General features: G+C 74.8%; 13 protein-coding genes. 4 read left to right on the plus strand and 9 right to left on the minus strand.

Annotated elements, in window-relative coordinates; all coding sequences use genetic code 11:
- On the minus strand, window positions 1–6,149 hold a 6,149-nt coding region (locus KIK08_RS28045; protein WP_214406276.1), incomplete at its 3' end, for a hypothetical protein.
- A 2,388-nt stretch (window positions 6,150–8,537) separates the two neighbouring features.
- Between KIK08_RS28045 and KIK08_RS28050 the strand changes: the two genes are divergently transcribed.
- Window positions 8,538–9,353, plus strand: a complete 816-nt coding sequence (locus KIK08_RS28050; protein WP_214406277.1) for an SAM-dependent methyltransferase — start codon at window positions 8,538–8,540, stop codon at window positions 9,351–9,353.
- 13 nt (window positions 9,354–9,366) lie between these two features.
- Here the strand turns inward: KIK08_RS28050 and KIK08_RS28055 are convergent, their stop codons facing one another.
- Entirely contained in the window at window positions 9,367–10,290 is a 924-nt protein-coding gene (locus KIK08_RS28055) for a Sco1979 family transcriptional regulator (protein WP_408004739.1), read from the minus strand.
- Between the two features lie 195 nt (window positions 10,291–10,485).
- Complete coding sequence (locus KIK08_RS28060) at window positions 10,486–10,755, minus strand: DUF397 domain-containing protein (protein WP_408004740.1); 270 nt, start codon at window positions 10,753–10,755, stop codon at window positions 10,486–10,488.
- Between the two features lie 224 nt (window positions 10,756–10,979).
- Here KIK08_RS28060 and KIK08_RS28065 point away from each other — a divergent pair, with 224 nt between their 5' ends.
- Window positions 10,980–11,294 (plus strand): hypothetical protein, encoded by a 315-nt coding sequence (locus tag KIK08_RS28065; protein WP_214406278.1) that lies wholly within the window; start codon window positions 10,980–10,982, stop codon window positions 11,292–11,294.
- A gap of 104 nt (window positions 11,295–11,398) precedes the next feature.
- Here KIK08_RS28065 and KIK08_RS28070 read toward each other — a convergent pair whose 3' ends face one another.
- The 3 genes from KIK08_RS28070 to KIK08_RS28080 all read right to left on the minus strand — a co-directional run bounded on the left by KIK08_RS28070 (window position 11,399) and on the right by KIK08_RS28080 (window position 14,976).
- Window positions 11,399–12,442: a maleylacetate reductase gene (locus KIK08_RS28070; RefSeq protein ID WP_214406279.1), complete on the minus strand. Its 1,044-nt coding sequence runs from the start codon at window positions 12,440–12,442 to the stop codon at window positions 11,399–11,401.
- 69 nt (window positions 12,443–12,511) lie between these two features.
- A complete protein-coding gene (locus KIK08_RS28075) occupies window positions 12,512–14,767 on the minus strand; it encodes a heavy metal translocating P-type ATPase (protein ID WP_328516856.1) in 2,256 nt (751 codons plus the stop codon).
- Window positions 14,764–14,976, minus strand: coding sequence for a hypothetical protein (locus KIK08_RS28080; RefSeq protein WP_214406280.1), 213 nt, complete (start codon window positions 14,974–14,976; stop codon window positions 14,764–14,766). The genes KIK08_RS28075 and KIK08_RS28080 overlap by 4 nt, the downstream gene beginning before the upstream one ends.
- A gap of 312 nt (window positions 14,977–15,288) precedes the next feature.
- Here KIK08_RS28080 and KIK08_RS28085 point away from each other — a divergent pair, with 312 nt between their 5' ends.
- On the plus strand, window positions 15,289–15,774 hold the full coding sequence (locus KIK08_RS28085; RefSeq protein WP_214406281.1) for a hypothetical protein: 486 nt from the start codon (window positions 15,289–15,291) through the stop codon (window positions 15,772–15,774).
- A 57-nt stretch (window positions 15,775–15,831) separates the two neighbouring features.
- On the plus strand, window positions 15,832–16,728 hold the full coding sequence (locus KIK08_RS28090; protein ID WP_214406282.1) for a CAP domain-containing protein: 897 nt from the start codon (window positions 15,832–15,834) through the stop codon (window positions 16,726–16,728).
- Window positions 16,729–16,732: 4 nt separating this feature from the next.
- Here the strand turns inward: KIK08_RS28090 and KIK08_RS28095 are convergent, their stop codons facing one another.
- From KIK08_RS28095 to KIK08_RS28105, 3 genes are read right to left on the minus strand one after another with little or no spacing between them, the layout of a single operon-like run.
- Window positions 16,733–17,188 carry a hypothetical protein gene (locus KIK08_RS28095; protein ID WP_214406283.1) on the minus strand — a complete coding sequence of 152 codons (456 nt, stop codon included), beginning with the start codon at window positions 17,186–17,188 and terminating at the stop codon, window positions 16,733–16,735.
- A 45-nt stretch (window positions 17,189–17,233) separates the two neighbouring features.
- Window positions 17,234–17,614, minus strand: coding sequence for an SRPBCC family protein (locus tag KIK08_RS28100; RefSeq protein ID WP_214406284.1), 381 nt, complete (start codon window positions 17,612–17,614; stop codon window positions 17,234–17,236).
- Window positions 17,615–17,666: 52 nt separating this feature from the next.
- A complete protein-coding gene (locus KIK08_RS28105) occupies window positions 17,667–18,398 on the minus strand; it encodes a class I SAM-dependent methyltransferase (RefSeq protein ID WP_214406285.1) in 732 nt (243 codons plus the stop codon).
- Window positions 18,399–18,671 lie beyond the last annotated feature (273 nt).

The following is an 18,671-nucleotide window of genomic DNA, read 5'->3' on the forward strand; positions in this document are numbered from 1 at the left end:
GCTGCGGCGACGGCCTCGGCCTCGGCGGCCTCGGCAGCCTTGCGGGCGGCGGCCTCCGCGGCGGCCTTCGCGGCGGTCGCCTCGGCGGCGGCGGTCTTCGCGGCGGCTTCGGCGGTGGCGGCCTCGTCGGCGTCGTGGTAGACGGCGTGCAGGGTGGTGGCGATGGTGGCCGGGTCGTCGGTGCTCAGCGTGTGGCTCGACGTCGCGGTCGGGCAACCACCCGCGTCGGTGGTGCAGGCGCCGTCCGCGGTCGCGGTGGTGGTGGCGAACCGGCCGGCCTTGACGTCACCGGTGGTGGTGGCCGACCCGGAGGTCCGGATCACCGCGGCGCAGCCGGCCTGCCCGTCGCAGGCGGTCTCACCGTGGGCGACCGACACGCTGGTCGGGTCGACCTTCGCGCCGTTCAGCGCGGGCGCGCCGGGCTCGGGGGCCCCAGGCGCCGTCGCGGCCTTCGCGGCCTCGATCGCCTTCGCGGCACCGCCGTCCGGGGAGGCGGCGGAGTAGGTGTCGCCGCTGACCTCACCGAGGCACCCGCCCGCGCACTGCAGGCTCGCTCCGGCCGACGTCGTGCCCGCGACCCCGGCCAGGGGCTCCTTCTCGCCCTCGGCCTTCATCCCGGTGGTGGGCTCGGTGGCCGCCGTGGCGTCCACCCCGGCCACGCAGCCGGTGTCCCCGCCCGCGCACGTGCTGCGCGCGATCGAGGTGCTGACCGCGGCATCACCCAGACCGGTCGTGGTCGAGGCCGCCTCGGCACCCGCGGCGCAGTCCGCACCCAGGCACTCGGTGATGCCCGTGGACTGCGAGTACGTGATCGGGAACGGGCCCTTCGGCAGCTCGACCGCCGGGTCCGCGTCCTTCTCGTCCTGCTTGTCGCTCTGGTCCTGCTCGCTGGTCTGGCTGGTCTGGCTGGTCTGGGCGTTGCGGGCGGTGATCCCGATCCCGGCCGCGGCTTCCACCACGTTGCGGGCCATCAGGTAGTCCACCCCGGCACCGGCCGCCGCGGCCGAGCGCGACTGGGCGATGCACCCGTCCGCACCCGTCACGCAGGTCGAACGGAACGTCGTCGTGCTGGTGGTGCTGGTGGTGCTGGTCGACGGGGGACCGCGCACACCCGTCCCACCGGGCAGCTCCACACCCGGCGCGGCACCGTCGGTGCCGATCGTCGTGGTCCAGGTACCGCCCACACAGTCCGCGGCGCACTCACCGACCGCGTCGGCGTCCGACAGGCTCGACGGACCACCCGCCGACCCCGCGCCCGCCCCGCCCACGACCGTGACCTGCCCGCTGCGCCCCGGGGCCGGGGTGACCGGCGACGGGCCGTCCTGCGCATCCGACACCGCCGCGGTCGGACCACCGTCGATGCCCTCGGCCAGCTTCCCGTCGGTGGCCAGGCCCAGCGCCGGCAGCAGGTCGGCCACCGTCGGGCCGGAGGTCGCGGCCGAGCGGGTCGTGCCGGCGCAGGTGCCGGTGCCCATCGCGCAGCCGGCGATGCCCGTCGAGCCGCGCTCGGTGACGCCGTCGGCGCCGGTGGCGTTCGTCGTCACCGTGCCGTCACAGCCCTCGGCGCAGTCCAGGTAGCCGGTCACCACGGCCGCCGCCGACGGGCCCGGCACGACCTTCGGCGCCCCCGCCGCCGCGGTGCCCCCTGCCGTTCCCTGCCCGGCGCCGACCGCCGCGGCCCGCGCGCCGTCGACGGCGGGGCCGCCCTTCGCCAGGGTCATCGGGTCGACCGGGCCGGTGCCCAGGCGCTCGCCCAGGACCTTCGCCGCGCCCGGCGAGGCCGACGCCACCGCCAGCGCCTCGCCGCCGCATGCGCCGCCGTCCAGCGCGCAGGTGACCGTGCCGGCCGACGCCCGCGGCGCACCGTTGACGACCGCGCCGTCGGTGCCCTCCGCGGTCGCCGTGGCGGTGCCCGTGCAACCCCGCGGGCAGTCCAGCGCAGCACTCGCGTTCGCGACGCTGCTCGGACCGGCGGTGGGCTGGCCCGCGGCCGGGCGGCCGGTGGCCGGGTCGATCACCGCGTAGTCCGGCGCCGAGGACGCGGCCGAGGACGCCAGCCCCTGGCAGCCGCCGCCGTCGACGGTGCAGTCGACCGTGGCGGTGGTGGCGCGCCGCTGCGGGGTCACCCCGGTGTCGCCGGCGCTCGTCTTCGCGGTCGCGGTGCCGCCGCAGGAGCCCTCGCCGCCGTCGCAGGCGACCGCGGCGTCGGCCGAGGAGGTGCTCACCGGGCCGGACACCGGCTGCGGCCCACCGGCGACAGCCCGGACGGGGGCCCGGTCGGCCACCTCGGTCCGCGCCTGCGCCCCGCAGCTCCCGCCGGCACCGCGCACCGAGCAGGTCGAGGAGGCGTTGCTGTCGCGCACGCCCTTGACGTCGCCGGAGGCCGCCCCGGAGGTCGCCGCCTTGCCCGTGGCCTCGCACGCCTCGATCCCGCAGTACGCGTCGGTGTTCGCCGCGCTGGTGGCGCTCAGCTCCCGGCCGGACGCGGTGGCGCCGATCGCGCGGACGCTGTCGTCGCGCGCGGCCTTCCGGTCGGCGACCTCGGAGGTGGCCTCGACGTCGCAGTCGCCGGCGGTGGCGGTGCAGTCCGCGGTGGCCGCGGTCTCGCGGACCGGCGCCGCGACGCCCGCCTTGGCGGGGACCCCGGTGACCTCGCCGGTTGTGGCGACCTTCGCGGTGCCCTTGCAGTCGGCGTCGTCGTCGCAGTCGACGCCGGCCCCGGCGGTGCTGGTGGCCACGCCGTCGCCGTCGGTCAGCCCGGCCTTCTGGGCGGTCCGGGCGGCGGTGACGGTGTTGTCGACATCGGTGGCGGCGTGCGCCTCGCAGGAGCCGCCGTCGGTCAGGGTGCAGGACCCGGTGCCCGAGCCGGTGCGCGCGGCACCGGCGCGCAGCCCGGAGGCGGACCCGGCGGTCGTGGCCTGCCCGGCGCCGGTGCACGCCTCACCGCGGCAGTCGACCTCGACCGCCCCCTCGCCGCGGGCCTCGACGCCGTCCGCGGAGTGCTCGACCTCGGTGCGGCTCTGGCTGTCGCAGCCGCCGGCGGCGACGGTGCAGGTGGTCCCGCCGCTGGCGTTCGCCGTCGGGACGGGCGTGGTCGCCGCGCCGGCCGCCGCGGGGGCGGGGACGTCGGCCGCCTTGCCGACCGTGCGGGTCGTGGCCTCGCCGGTGCAGCCCTTCGCCGGGCAGTCGACCTCGGCGTCGGCGTCGACGGCGCGGTCGGAGCCCTCGCCGTGCAGCGCGACGGCCGCACCGGTGCGGCAGCCGCCGCCCGCGGTGGTGCAGGACGACGCCGTGGTGCCGGAGGTCTCGACGACCGAGCCGGCGCCGGCGGCCGGAGCGGCCGCGGCACGAACGGCGGGCTGCTCAGTCTGCTCGGCCTGCTCGGTGCGGGTGGCGTTGCCGGTGCTCGTGGTCGACGCGGTGCCGGTGCAGTCGTCGCACTCGATCTCGGCGGCGGCCTCGACCCTCTCCGCGCTCCAACCGTCGTGGTCGTCGCCGTGCTCGTAGCCGAGGTCGACGGCCGCGGTGGTGGCACAGCCGCCCGTCGCGGCGGTGCACGTGGCCGTGCCGTCGCCGGAGCGGGAGCGCTGCTCGTCGGCCGTCCGCGCGTCGGCGCCGATCTTGCGGACATCGTCGCCGGCGGCGGCGCGCGCGGCCTCCGCCTTCTCCTCGGCGTTGTCGTCCTGGCCGGTGGCCGCACTCGTGCAGGTGCCGGTGTCGGTGTCGCAGTCGGCCCGCGCGGTGCGGCGGTCGGCCTCGCCGGTGAGCTCGCACCCACCCACGCAGGACGCGGTCGCGGCGGTCCGCTCGGCACCCGCGTCGGCGGCGTCGGCCTTCTCCGGGCCGCTCGCGGTGCCGCTGCACTTGCCGGCCACGGTCGCGCAGGCGATCTGAGCGCCGTCCGGGTTGGTCCGGCTGCCCTGCTGGCACTGGTTCGCCGCGCCCTCGCACATCGTGCCGGCCTTGGTCGTGGTGGCCTTACCGGTCTCCTCGTCGACCTTCTTGCTCTCGGTCGAGCTCGTGCAGCCCTTGGCCGCACCGGTCAACGTGCACGACGCCGACCCCTTGTTGTCGCCCTTCGAGGTCGACACCGAGCAGCCGGCCGAGACCCCACTGATCGCGACACACCGGTCGGTCTCACGCTCGCCCTCGGCGTCCTCGCTCGCCGCACCGCACGCGACGAACACCCCACTCGACCCGCAACCCGCCGAGGCACCCTCACCGTCGGTCTCGGTGTAGTCCGCGGCGTTGTCGGTGACCTCGGCCAACTGCTCGGTGGCCTCGTACACCTCATCGCGCTTGGACTCATACGCCTTGGTGCTCTTGGCGTACGCGTCCTTGGTCTTCTTGTCCGCGCCCTTCGCGGTCGCCTTCTTCTTCTGCGCGGCGAGCGCCTTCTCCTGCGCGGCCAGGTCCTTCTGACCCTTCAGCACGGACTCGACCAGGTCGACCTGGTCGGGCGACAGCTCCGCCTTGTCCTTCTCGACCTGCTCGACGAGCTCGTCGTGCGCGGCCTTGGTCTTCGCGTAGGCGGCCTTGTCCTTCTTGGTCGCGCCCTTCTCGCCGGCCTTCTTCTTCTGCTCGGCCAGCTTCTTCGCCGAGTTCTCGACCTTGATCTGATCCTTGAGCACCTTCTCGGTGTGCTCGGCGGAGTCCTCGTACTCGACGGACTCCTCGACGCCCTCCTCGTCGCCGTCATCGTCGGCGGACTTCGAGCCCTTCGGCGGACCACGGGGAGCGTCCTCGTCCGCGTCCGCGGAAAGCAGCTTGGCGGTCGCCCCGCCCTCGGTGGCGTCGCCGGTAGCCGGCTCCAGGTCGTCGATCGCGCGCAGCACCTGCGTCCAGGTGACGTCGTCAGCGCCATCGGCGCCGGCCTGCTTGCCAGCCTTCTTCGCGTCCTTGGCGCCGGCCTTCTTCGCGTCCTTGGCGCCCGGCTTCTTGGCGTCCTTGGCGTCGCTCTTCTTCGCGTCCTTCGCGGGGGCGCTCTCGCCCATGTCGTCGAGGACCTTCTTGACGATCGCGAGCCGCGCCGCGTCCCGGTCGTCCTCCGACCCGGCGGCTTCCTCCAGATCGTCCAGGTGCTTCTCGGCGAGTTCGGCGAGCTGACGGCGGACCTGCTTGCCGTCGCCCTTCTCCCCCGCCAGGTCGGCCACGAGCTTCTCGACGTCGCCGTCGTCCTCGCCCTTGTCGCCCTTGTCCTTCTCCGCCTTGTCCTTCTCAGCCTTGTCCTCGTCGCCCTCGGCCGCGGTCTTCTTCTCAGCGGTCTTCGCGGCGGCCTTCTTCGCCTCGCCCTTCGCGCCGGTCTTCTTCTTCGGAGCGGTCGCCTTGTCACCCTTACCGGGAGCCGCGTCGGCGTCGGCGTCGTCCTGCTTCTTCACGAGCTTCGGCAAGTCGTCCGCATCCGGGCCACCGCCGCCGGCACCCATCGGCTCGTCGTCCGACTCGTCGCCGGCCTTCTTCTTGTCCTTCTTCGCCTCGCCCTCGGCATCCGCCTTGGGCTCGCCCTTCTCGTCCTTCTTGGGCTCGGCCTTCTTGTCCTTCTTCGGCTGAGCCTCGTCGCCGTCCTTCGGCTCGGCCTTCTCGTCCTTCTTCGGCTCGGCCTTCTCGTCCGTCTCCGGCTGAGCCTCGTCGCCGTCCTTCGGCTCGGCCTTCTCGTCGCTCTTCGGCTCGGCCTTCTCGTCCGTCTCCGGCTGAGCCTCGTCGCCGTCCTTCGGCTCGGCCTTCTCGTCCTTCTTCGGTTCGACCTTCTTGTCGCTCTTCGACTTGGCCTTCTTGTCCTTCTTGGGCTCGGCCTTCTCGTCCTTCTTCGGCTCCGCCTTCTTGTCCTTCTTGGGCCCGGCGTTCTTGGCCGACGAATCCGCCCCCGACTGGCCGGATCCCTCGGAACCGTTCTTCCCGCCCGCGGGCCTGGTGCTGCCTCCCTTCACCAGGCCCTGCGCCGCGGCGCTCACCGGGACCGCCGCGGACGCCGGCGCGGCGGCCAGGAAGGCCGCCCCGAACCACAGCACCACGACCAGACCCGAGACCCACAACAGCCACCGCACGACCGCCCACGCCTTGTCCCGGACGGAGAGCCGCAGCTGCACGGGCACGTCGGAACGCACGTCGAGGCCACCGGGCCCCGCGTGCGTGTCGACCTGCCGGCTCATGCTGGAGAGCTCCCTGCTCGGAAGTGGTGAGGGGTGACGCGGCTCGAAACCGCGGCGTGGACCGCGGATGGCATCGCATCGGAGACGTGCAGGACCAAGGGCCTGCGCACGTCGCGCCTGAGGCTGCGACCCGCTGCGGACGGTCGTGGACTCGTCCTGCGGCCCTGCTCCGGAACCGGTCTCTGCGACGTCTTCAGCAGGGACTTCGTCCGGTGAGCCCCGGCTGCACACCGGAACTCACGTGGAAGCTAGCAAACGGTCACCGCCCGATCAAGACCCGTTCCGCGGGGAGCACCGGGCCGCCGCGGCCCGGCATGCCCGCGCACCCGGCAGCCGACCAGAGTCCCGCGCCTCCCGGACGGGCAGGCCGGACCGGCCGCGCGGCCGGCTGCCGGGAGAAGCACGTACCACTTCTCCGGCCGATTCCCCCGACCACCGCGACCTGCGGAAAACCGCGTGGCGCGCGAAAAGCCCGACCGCACGTCCCGGTCCGATGTCGCAGGCCCGACGACTCGACCGGCACCTTTCCCGGAGCGCCCTCGTCGAGCCGGCCCGATCGAAGGTGTGCGCCACCCACCGGAGGCAAGCGTTCCGCGTACCCCCGCCGGCCGTCGCGGAAATGCGCGCCTGTGCACCACCGGGGGGCGAGGAGCGCAGGCGCCGCGGCACGGGCCCGCCGTTTCCGGGGTCTGGCCGCGGTCGCGCAGTGCGGCGACGCGAAACCCACTCCCGGCACGGACCCGATCCGTGAAGCGCGTGCGGCCGACCGATCCCGACCTGGCCCGGATTCCCGGCTGCGCGACCCTCCAACCCTCAGCGGCACCACCGCCGGCACAACCCGCGATTTCGAGGGCCCCTCCCGCCGAGTGGGATCCTGGCATCGACGCGATCCGGAACGATGCCCATCGCGTACCGGGCGACGGCACCTGGAGAGCGCTCGGGTCGGCTCCGGGTCGACGCTCGTCCGTCGAGCGTCGCGCTCCAACGGATTCCGTCAGCGATGCGCCAATCACCACCCCGAGCGTGGGGCACACCTGATCGGACCGGCGCGGTCGCGCATCAACACTTCATCCGCCATTCGCTGCCACACCCGGATTCCGTGACAGCGACCCGACACCGCGTCGATCGGCGCGAGCGTTGGCTGCGATCGATGCGGGCGACGCTCGCCCGACCCACACGAGTGCTGCCTCCAGTCTCGCCGTTCCGGGGGAGGACCCGGAACCATCCGACGGCGCTCGCCGGAGGACGTCCCGCAATCCGCAGGCATCGCGTCGGACCAACCGGTCAACCGACTCCCCCGACGTGTGCGCTCACCATCCGGTCCTCGCGAGTCCGGTCGACGACGCCGACCGGTCCGGCCGTCGATGCCTTTCCCCTCTCGCGGGCCACGCCCCGCATGGCGCCGGGCGTCGCCTTTCGACAGTCCGACGATCGAGCGATGCTCCGGTTCCCGAGGCGGATCGGAACTTCCCCGGGCAGCTCGTGGCCGCATCCGCCACTCCCACCGCGATGGCTGACGCACCGCTGCGCGCACGGGACACGAGCGCGCCTTGCGAGCCGGCGCACGGCGGGCCGATCCAGATTCCCGGGGCGCCGCTGGGCTCCACCTCCGACTCCCCTCGGGAGACCTCCGTCGAAATCCCGAGGTCCGGATCGGGCGATGTCGACCAGGTGTCACACCGGCGATCGAGCGGGAGGCGCCAATTCGGGAGGCCCGCTGACGACTTCGTCCTCCACCCCCGGGCCGGTCCCGATTCCCCGTGCCGCAACTCGTGCACCTTCCCCACGGAAACCCACGGCACTCAAGCGGAACGGGCCACGAGATCCGCGATGACCCGAACTCCCCGGGCCGCTCGTGGCACCCACGCCCCGACCGTGGTTCGCCGATGCGGCGGCCCGCAGATCTCCGGGACCCAGTCCGCGGCGAACCCATGGACTGCTGCGCATCGCGTCGCGGCGCGTCCGACCCGTCGGACACCGCGACGGGAACGCCCGATCCCCCACCTCGGCGAAAGCGCAACCCGGCCCGCCGTCGACACCACGTCCCCGTTGTCGCCGTCGGTGAGGGGCAATCGAGCAGCGTCGCCGGCGGGCTCGCCGCCACCCGGACCCGAGTGCGGTACGGCGCTTCGCCGCCCCGGGCGGCATCGGAAGCCTCGGCGTTCGCCGTAGTCGCCTCCACGCCGGATGATGCAGAAGCCTTTCTCCGGGACACGGCCGAGCGGCCCATCAGATCCGGCGACCCCGACGTCGCGAGAAGGCTTCAGCCGCTCACAGATACCTCCAGGAGGCGGTTCCCACTAGCAGTCAGCACAGACGGTCAGTGTCGACGCGACTACGCAACGCAGTAGGATCGATATCTTGCGCGGGAACGGGAGGACCGAGGCGGTGACCGACGACTGGTCGGGCGCGGGCGACCCTCCCCGCGTCGACGTCACCCGGCCGTCGACGGCCCGGGTGTTCGACTACCTCCTCGGGGGCCGCGAGCACTTCGCCGCCGACCGCCGCGCCGCCGAGTCGGTGCTGGAGCGCTTCCCCCGCGCGGGCCACCTCGCCAAGGACACCCGCGACCTGCTGCGCCGCGGGGTCGTGCACCTGGCCGGCACGGCCGGCGTCCGACAGTTCATCGACCTGGGCTCGGGGCTGCCGTCCACCGGCAACGCGCACGAGGTGGCGCACCGGATCGACCCGACGGCCCGCGTCCTCTACGTCGACCACGACCCGATGGTGCTCAGCCACGCCCGCACGCTGGGCACCGACGGGAAGACCACGATGGCGCTGTCGGCCGACGTGCGCGACACGGCCGCCGTGTTCGACCACCCGGTCACCCGCGGGTTCATCGACGTCGACCGGCCGCTGGCCGTGCTGGCCTCGGGCATCCTGCACCACATGCACGACCCCGCCGCGGCGGCGACGGCCGGGACCATCGTGGAGCGCCTCGGCCCCGGTTCGTACCTGCTGCTGGGCCACTTCGTCGACGACGGCACCTCGGGCGGCCCGCAGATCGAGGCGGCCATCAGGCACATGGGCCTGGGCACCTACCGGTACCGCACGTGGGAGGAGCTGCGGCAGCTGCTCGACGGCCTGGACGTCCTCGAGCCGGGCCTCGTCTACGGCAACGAGTGGCACCCCGACGAGCTCACCCCGACCGACAGCCCGAGTCACACGCTCTACGCGGCCGCGCTGGGCCGCAAGCCCGGCTAGCGGTACTCGGCGACTAGCGGTACTCGGCGAGCAGCCCGGTGATGGCGTCGCGGGTCTGGGCCGGGGTCAGCGCCTGGACGCTGACCTGCTCGATGACGCCGAGGTAGTCCTCGACGTCCTCGCGCTTGTCGACGTAGACGGCGCTGTTGAGCTGCTCGAGGTAGACGACGTCGGGCAGGTCGGGCTCGGCGAAGCGCAGGATCGTGAACGGCCCGCCGGCGGCGGCGTGGCTGCCGGCGGTGAACGGGAGCATCTGCACCGTCACGTTGGGCAGCGTCGCCATCTCCAGGACGTGCTCGAGCTGGCGGCGCATGACGTCGACCGAGCCGAACGGCCGGCGCAGAGCGCCCTCGTCGACCACCGCCCAGAACTGCGGCCCGCCCGGCTCGGTGAGCATCTTCTGGCGGTTGATCCGCAGCTGGACTCGGCGGTCGACCTCGTGCGCGGACTCGGCGCCGTGCCCGGCCAGGATGACCCGGCGGGCGTAGTCCTCGGTCTGCAGGAGGCCGGGCACGAACTGCACCTGGAAGCACCGGATGGACCGGGCCTCCTGCTCGAAGCGCAGGTACATCTCGAACCAGCTGGGCAGCAGGTCGCTGTCCTGCTGCCACCAGCCGCGCTGGTTGGCCGGGGCCACCATGTCCTGCAGGGCGGCCCGCTCGCGCGGGTCGTCGACGCCGTAGAGGGTGAGCAGGTCGCGCAGGTCGCGCTCCTTGACCCCGACGCGGCCCAGCTCCAGCCGGCTGATCTTGGCGTGGGAGGCGCGGATCGCCTCGCCGGCGGCCTGCCGGCTGATGCCGGCGGCCTCGCGCAGCCGGCGCAGGTGCGTGCCCAGCATCATCCGCGCCGCCGTCGGTCCGCCGCCCTGCTGGCCGGCGACCGCCGGGCGGCGGGTGTCGGGACTGCTGTACTCCTCGGTCAACGGTTCAACCTTCACGACGGGTCCGTCTCCACGACCGGCCCTCCCCGAGCGGGTACCCGGGGTCACCGGCCGGCTGCGGGGAGCGCCGGCGGACGGGAGCATAGCTCTGTCGTGGCGGCGGCGGGACCCCGTCCGGGCGATACCGTCCGGGCACCCGCACAGCGGGCCGGCCGTGGCCGGTCCGCCGCGCGGGGCGTCCGGTGGATCGCCTCAGCTACCCATGTCGTCGAACTCCCCGGCCTTGGCGCCGGTCAGGAACGCGGCGATCTCGGCCGGTGTGTAGATCAACGCGGTGCCGTTCGGCTCGCGGGAGTTGCGCATGGCGACCGCGCCGCCGTCGAGGGCGGCCAGCTCCACGCAGTCGCCGCTGGGGTTGCTGGCGGTGCTCTTGCGCCAGGTCACGTCGCCGAGTGCGGGGACGGGGAGGCTGGTCAGCTCGGTGAGCGTGCCGAGGCCGGGGAGGGTGACTTGCAGGTCCACGTGCGATCTCCGTTGTCGTGCGTGCGCCCGGGGCGGGACGCGAGTGCGATGTACAGGCGGGGTACATCTGCACGTGCATCTGCAACCACACCTGTACTTACAGATGCTGTTGCAGAGGGGCTTGCGGATGCAACTCCCTGTCGGCAGACTGGGCCAGGAGGTAGCGTGTGCGAGACCAGCGGAACAGCGCGACTCCGACTGGCACAGCTGCGGAATGGGGAACCGTGAGCAGAGAACACCGGCAGTCGCCTCGTGGGCAGCTGTTCGATGCCTCCACCAACGGCGCGCACCCACCGGCTCCGCCGATAAGGCCGCCGTCGACGACCATCCGCATCACCTGCCTCACCGACGGCATGGCGCACGACGTCCCCGACGCGCAGCTCGCCGCGGCGGCCAACGACCGCGCGGGCTGCTACATCGCCGTCTGCGGGCACGTCGTCACCGCGGCGTCGATGGTCGAGCCCGACGGCAAGCGGTGCCCGCTGTGCGCGGAGGTCTTCGGCCTCAACCGCCCGCCCCGCCGGCGGCGCTTCTTCTGACGGCAGCACCGGTGCGCTGACCGGTCCCAGCAGGTCCGCCACCGTTCCAACGCCCCGACCCGGGCCCGGGTCGGGGCGTTTCCACGTCCGGCGGCCCGCGCGGCTCATCCCGGCTGATCGCCCCCCGCCCACGCGGCCCGCACCAGCCGGCGCAGCGCCCCGTCCCCGACCGGGACGGGGTTGTCCGGCGGCACGGCGGGTTCGGCCAGCCGGGCCACCTCGTCGACGTCGTCCTCGGCCAGGCCCAGCGCGCGCAGCCCGCGCGGCACGCCCAACTCGTCGGCCAGGGCGCGCAGCCCGCGCACCGGGTCGGTCACGCCCAACGCCCGCGCGGTCCGCGCGGCGGCCTCCGGCGCGCCCGGCGCGTTGAAGGCCAGCACGTGCGGCAGCACCACGGCGTGGGTGCGCGCGTGCGGCAGGTCGAAGGTGCCGCCCAGCACGTGGCAGAGCTTGTGGTGCAGGCCGGAGCCGGTCACCGCGAACGCGGCCCCGCACAGCCATGCCCCGCGCAGCAGGTCGACCGGGTCGTCCGTGCGCAGGCCCGCGGCCAGCGCGGCCACACCCTCCTCGGCGATCACGCCGCTCACCGGGTTGCGCCCGGGCGCCCAGAACGCCTCGATCCCGTGCGCCATCGCGTTGAGGCCGCTGGCCCTGGCCAGCTCCGGGGGCAGCGACGCGGTCAGCTCGGGGTCGTAGACGACGACCCGGGGCAGCACGACCGGGTCGACCCCGGTCGTCTTGCGGCCGTCCTCGGTCAGTCCCCAGATCGGCGTGACCTCGGAGCCGGAGTAGGTGGTGGGCACGGCCAGCACCGGGATGCGGGCGGTCAGCGCGACGGCCTTGGCCGCCCCGACGGTCGACCCGCCGCCGATGCACAGCACCGCGTCGGCCCCGGCCGACTCCGCCGCCGCCCTGGCGGCCCGGGCGGTCTCGACGGGGACGTGCTCGCGGACCGCGTCGAACACGGCGGCGACCCGCCCGCGGAACGGCTCGACGAGCGCGTCCACGGTCTCGGCCGACCGCTTCGACGCCACCAGCAGCACCCGCTCGGCGCCCAGCCGTTCGACCTCGCCGGCCAGCCGGGTGCGCGCCGCACCGGGCCCGAACACCACACGCGCGGGCAGCGCGTCGTACGTGAACTCCCGCACCCCGCCTCCTCGGTCCGACGATCACGCTCACCCATCGGGGGTCGCCGCGTCAACCGCGCCGGACGGCGGTCAGGTCGCGGCGGAGAACCGGCGCAGGCGCAGGCTGTTGGTCACCACGAACACCGAGCTCAGCGCCATGGCCGCGCCGGCGAGCATCGGGTTGAGCAGGCCGGCGGCCGCGATCGGCAGCGCGGCGTAGTTGTAGGCGAACGCCCAGAACAGGTTGCCCTTGATCACCGCGAGGGTGCGCCGGGACAACCGGATGGCGTCCACCGCGGCGGCCAGGTCGGCGCGCACGAGGGTCAGGTCGGAGGCGTGGATGGCGACGTCGGTGCCGGTGCCCATGGCCAGCCCGAGGTCGGCCTGGGCCAGTGCCGCGGCGTCGTTGACGCCGTCGCCGACCATCGCCACGGTGCGCCCCTCGGCCTGCAGCCGGGAGATGACGTCGACCTTGTCGGCCGGGCGGGCGTCGGCGATGACGGTCGCGATGCCGACCTCGGCGGCGACGGCGCGGGCCGCGGCCTCGCCGTCGCCGGTCAGCAGGATCGGCTCCAGGCCGAGGCCGCGCAGCCGGGCGATGGCGTCCTTGCTGGTCGCGCGGGGCTCGTCGGCGACGACGACCACGGCGCGGGCCCGGCCGGACCAGGCCAGCAGCACGGCCGTGCGCCCCGTGGCCGCGGCCTCGTCGAGGGCCGCGCGCAGCTCGTCGGGCAGCTTGACGCCGCTGTCGAGCAGGGTCTGCGGGCGCCCGATGACGGCCTGGCGGCTGCCCAGGACCCCGCGCGCGCCCAGGCCGTCGAGGCCCTCTGGCCGGGTGAGCTTGGGCAGCGCGGTCAGCTGCTCGCGGCCGTACGCGGTGATCGCCCTGGCGATGGGGTGCCGCGACTCGGCCTCCAGCGCCGCGGCCACCCCGACGGCCCGCTCCCGCTTCTCACCGCGGGCCACCACGACCGCGGTCACGGTCATCTCGCCGCTGGTCACGGTGCCGGTCTTGTCCAGCACGACGGTGTCCACGGCCCGCGTCGACTCGAGCACCTCGGGGCCGGTGATGAGGATGCCGAGCTGGGCGCCGCGGCCGGTGCCCACCAGCAGCGCGGTGGGCGTGGCCAGGCCGAGCGCGCAGGGGCAGGCCACGATCAGCACCGCGACCGCGGCGGAGAACGCGACGGTCAACCCGGCGCCCGCGCCGGCCCAGAAGCCGCCGGCGATGGCGGCGAGCACCATCACGCCGGGCACGAACGCCCCGGAGACGCGGTCGGCCAGCCGCTGCACGGCGGCCTTGCCGGTCTGCGCGCGCTCGACCATGGCCGCCATCTGCGCGAGCTGGGTGTCGGCGCCGACCCGGGTGGCCTCCACGACCAGCCGGTCGCCGACGTTCACACAGCCCCCGACGACGACGTCGCCGCGCGCGACGTCCGCCGGGACCGGCTCGCCGGTCACCATGCTCGTGTCGACCGACGAGGCGCCCTCGACGACCGTGCCGTCGGTGGGGATCTTCTCCCCGGCCCGCACGACGCACCGGTCGCCGACGACCAGCTGGTCGACGGGCACCCGCAGCTCGGCGCCGTCGCGCAGCACCGCGGCGTCCTTCGCGGCCAGCGACAGCAGCGAGCGCAGCGCCTCCCCGGACCGCCGCCGGGCCTTGGCCTCGGCGTACCGCCCGGCCAGCACGAACGTGATCACCCCGGCCGCGGTCTCCAGGTAGATCTGCGAGGTGCCGTCCGACCAGCCGAGCCAGAAGTGGAAGGGGTGGGTGAAGCCGGGCACGCCCGCCCCGCCCAGCAGCAGGGCGTAGAGCGACCAGCCGAAGGCGGCCAGCGAGCCGACCGAGACCAGCGTGTCCATCGACGCGGCGCCGTGGCGCAGGTTCGTCCAGGCGGCGCGGTGCAACGGCTCGGCCCCCCACACGACCACCGGCAGCGTGAGCGCGAGCGAGAGCCACTGCCAGTACGGGAACTGCAGCACCGGCACCATCGCCGTCAGCACGACCGGCAGCGAGAACGCGGCGCAGACCAGCAGCCGGAACCGGTGCTCGGGCAGCGCCTCGTCGGGGCCCCCGGCGGGCTCGTCCTCGGGGGCGGGCGGCAGCGCCGCGGTGTAGCCGGCCGCCTCGACGACGGCGATCAGCTCGTCCGCGCCCAGCGCCGCCGGGTGGCTGATGGAGGCCTTCTCGGTGGCGTAGTTGACGGTGGCGCGCACGCCGTCGAGCTTGTTGAGCTTGCGCTCGATGCGGTTGGCGCAGGCTCCGCAGGTCATGCCGCCGACGGCCAGGTCGGTGGTCGCGGTGGTCCCCGCGGAGGCGCGGTCGATCGCCGGGGCGCTCACGGCGTGCCGCTCACGTGGTGCTGGGAGTGGTCGACCTGGCTCGCGTCCACACCGAGCCCCAGGCTCAGCAGCCGGCCGGCGCCCCAGGCGGCGCCGGCGGCCACGACGAGCACCAGGACGAACAGGGCGATCCGCAGCCGGGCCTCGCGGGCCGCACCGGCCGGTGCGCTGCCGGGGACGGGTGCGGACGGGGAGGGAGCGGTGGCCACGGATGAGGACCCTAGGCAAGACCACGGCCGGGGGGTTGTCATGCTGAGCGCAGCAGGCGGCACGCGCGGCCCCGAACGCGCCGAGCGGCAGCCTCGTACTCCCCGAAAGCAGTAACGACTACTCCATACGCCGGGACCGTCTCAGGTTCGGACCGTCCGTCGCCGACGGGCACCGTTGGTCGCGCCCGGCTGAACCCCTCCGCGGCAGCGGCCGTGTCAGGGGCGGAACGTCGAGCACCAGTCCGAGCAACGCAGAACTACGAGTGACGACCCTGCGGCCGGGACCGTCCGGCCGGGATCCGGAGGTTTTCCATGTCACGCGCCCCCGTGCTGGCCGCCGTGGCCGCAATCGCGGCCATCGCGCTCACCTCGTGCAGCAGCGGCGAAGGCGACGGCGTCTACAGCGGCGGCGGGCAGGCGCCGGTGCTCAGCGCGCCGAAGGGCGTCTACCTGAGCGCCAACAGCACCGGCCAGCTCGGCACCACCGTGATCGACGCGGTCGGCTTCACCGTCTACCGCTCCGACAAGGACAGCGCCAACCCGCCCGCGTCGAACTGCGCCGACGCCTGCGCCCAGACCTGGAAGCCGATGGTCTACGAGGAGCCGATCGTGCTGGAGGGCGTGCAGCAGGGCGACGTCGGCCACATCACCCGCGCCGACGGCACCGAGCAGGTCACGCTCGGCGGCTGGCCGGTCTACACGCTGGTCGGCGAGCAGACCGGGGCCACCAGCGGGCACGGCAAGGACGGCTGGTTCGCGGTGAAGCCCGACGGCGAGAAGGCCGCCACGAAGGGCTGACGGCCCCGCGGCGGTGGTCCGCGGGAACCACCGCCGCGCCGACCGAGTTGGACGGGCGTGGTCACCGAGCTGGTCCCGGGCGCGAACCTCGCGCTCCCCGGCGCCCGGGCGGGCTTCGCGCTCCCCGGCCCGTTCGACCTGTCGGCGCTGGTCCTCGGCGCGGACGGCCGCGTGGCGGGCGACGCCGACATGGTCTTCTACAACCAGCCGACCGCGCCCGGCGTCACCCTGCGCGGCGCGGCGGTCGACGTGGCCACCGACCGGCTGCGCCGCGGCGCGGAGCGGGTGGTGGTGCTGGCCAGCCCGGAGGCCGCCGGGCTCTCGTTCGGCTCGCTCCCCTCCCCCGCGCTGACCGTCACCGCCCCCGACGGGCGCCCGTTCGCCCGGTTCCGCCCCACCGGCCTGCGCACCGAGACCGCCGCCCAGCTCGTCGAGGTGTACCGGCGGGCGGGGCGGTGGCGGCTGCGGGCCATCGGCCAGGGCTACGACGACGGCCTCGGCGGCCTGGTGCGCGACTTCGGCGTCGACGTCGCCGAAGAGCCGCCGCCGGCCGCGCCGACGCCCGGCGCCGGCCCCACCGCCGAGGTCGTGGCGGCCACGAACGTCGAGCGCACCCGCCACGGCCTGCCCGCGCTCACCGTCGACGCCCGGTTGGGGGCCGCCGCCCAGGACCACAGCGACGACATGGTCCGCCGGGCGTTCTTCAGCCACGACAACCCCGACGGCGCCCAGGTGTGGGACCGGGCGCTGGCCCACGGCTACCGCTACCGCAAGGTCGCCGAGAACATCGCGGCCGGGCAGCGCTCGGCCGCCGAGGTCGTGGCCGGCTGGATGGACAGCCCCGGCCACCGCGCCAACATCCTCGACGGCGACCTCACCCAGATCGGGGTGGGCCACGCCATCGGCGGCAGCTACGGCACCACCTGGACCCAGGTCTTCGGCACGCCGCTCTGACGCGCTACCGCGCGAGCTCCGCCCTGGCCACGTCGAGGAACGCGACCTTGGGCGCACGCAGCACGTCCCACATCGTGCCCTCGGCCGGCTCGTCCCAGAGCACGCCGTCGAGCGCTTTCACGTACGCGCGGGCGAGCTCGTGCATCCGTGCGGGGAAGAAGACGTGGATCATCCGCTCCGACACCCAGAGCTCGTCGACGACGGTCCGGGCGGCGGACTTCCACTCCGGTGAGCCGTCGCGCTCCTCGGCCGCCCGCTCCGCCTGCTGGGCGACGCGGATGAACTGGCGCAGCAGGTCGACCTGCTCGGCGCGGCGCGCCTCGGAGCGCTGGTCGTCCCGGGTCGCCCGGTCGCGCCGATCCGTGCGGCTCTGCGTGCTGGCCTGGACCACGTAGGAGATCGCGCCGCCGAGCAGCACACCCACCAGGGAGACCACCGACACCCAGATCTGCGCTTCCACGGCGCACTGCATACCAGGATGCGGCGCGGCTCCCCGGCGACCGGCTCACCGGACCAGGCGGTGCAGGGCGAACCGGGCCAGCGGCAGGTAGGCCATCAGCACCGGGGCCGGTCCCCGGGCGGTGAGCCAGGTGCGGGTGCCGGGGCCGTCGCGGTCGACGCCGTGGCGCAGGTGCAGCCGCACCGGCCCGACGCGGGCGTCCCACGCCCACCGCCGCGCGACCTCGTCGACGGCGGTGACGACGAATCGGACGGGCAGCCCGAACGGCCCGCGGACCGTGCCGGTCACCCCCGGCGCGATGCGGGCGGCCGCGGTCTCGACGCGGCGGATCTGCGGCGCCCACCCCGGCCACCGGCGCGGCTGGGCGTAGCGCTCCCACACGACCTCCGCGGCCGCCGGCCCGCTGGCCCCCGTGCTCGCTTCCACCCCGCGATCCTCGACCACGCCCCCCGTTCCCGCGCGCCGGAGGCGGGGGTGGTCAGGGGGTGCGGCGGGTGAGGAACACGAACTCGCGGGCGGGACGGTCGGGGGCGTCGCGGACCTCGTCGACGGCGAAGCCGTGCTCGGCCAGGTCGGCCTCCACCTCGTCGCGCCCCCGGAACCGCAGCGTCGAGTCCGAGGTCAGCACCTGCCCGTCGGAGGCGAAGACGTACGTGGCGCGGAAGCTGACCAGCGGCAGCTCGACGGCGGTCAGCTCGGTGCGGGTCTCGACCACGCCCACGCCGGGGACGTCGACCGACCGGTGCGTGCGGGGACCGGTCCACTCCTCCCAGCCCCGGAAGGCGGGGTCGCGCGTCTCGAAGACGAGGTGGCCGCCGGGGCGCAGGGCGCGGTGGGCGCCGTCGAGGGCGACCGCCCAGTCGGCCGGCTCCACGATGGCCTGGGCGACGTTGCCGGTCATGACGGCGAGGTCGGCGGCGAGGTCGGGCACGGCGCCGGCGTCGCCGTGGATCCAGCGCACCCGCTCGGCCCCGGGCCGCCGCCGCGCGTACGCGACGGAGCCCGCGGCGGGGTCGACGCCGGTCACCTCGCGCCCACCGGCGGCGAGCGCCACGGCCAGGGCCCCGGTCCCGCACCCGATGTCGAGCACCCGCCGCGCGCCGAGCTCGTCGGCGATCGCGGTGTAGGCGTCGAGGTCGGGGCGGTCGACGCCGTTGAGGACGTCGTAGAGCGCGACCAGCCGGGGGTGCTCGAAGAGCGCGTCGGGCATCGGCCGACGGTAGGCCGCGGCCCCGACCACGTCGCAGGGTTTACCGACCCGGCGCAGGGCCCGGGGGCTCTGCGCCGGGTGGGAAGACCCTGCGACGTCAGTCGACGCCGGTGTCGTGGGGGTCGGTGGCGGCCAGGGCGGCCAGGGCGGCGAGCGCGCCGTCGAGGGCGTCGACGGTGGGGCTGCCCAGCGCGAGGCGGACGGCGTTGGGGGCGTGCGAGGTGCCGACGGCGAAGGCGGCGGCGGGGGTGACCGCGATGCCGCGGCGGGCGG

The organism is Pseudonocardia lacus, from assembly GCF_018531445.1.
Taxonomy (GTDB): Bacteria; Actinomycetota; Actinomycetes; order Mycobacteriales; family Pseudonocardiaceae; genus Pseudonocardia; species Pseudonocardia lacus.

Coding starts and splice junctions, on each gene's coding strand:
- KIK08_RS28105 (WP_214406285.1), bottom strand. CDS start 18,398: ATGCCCGACGCGCTCTTCGAGCACCCCCGGCTGGTCGCGCTCTACGAC.
- KIK08_RS28085 (WP_214406281.1), top strand. CDS start 15,289: ATGTCACGCGCCCCCGTGCTGGCCGCCGTGGCCGCAATCGCGGCCATC.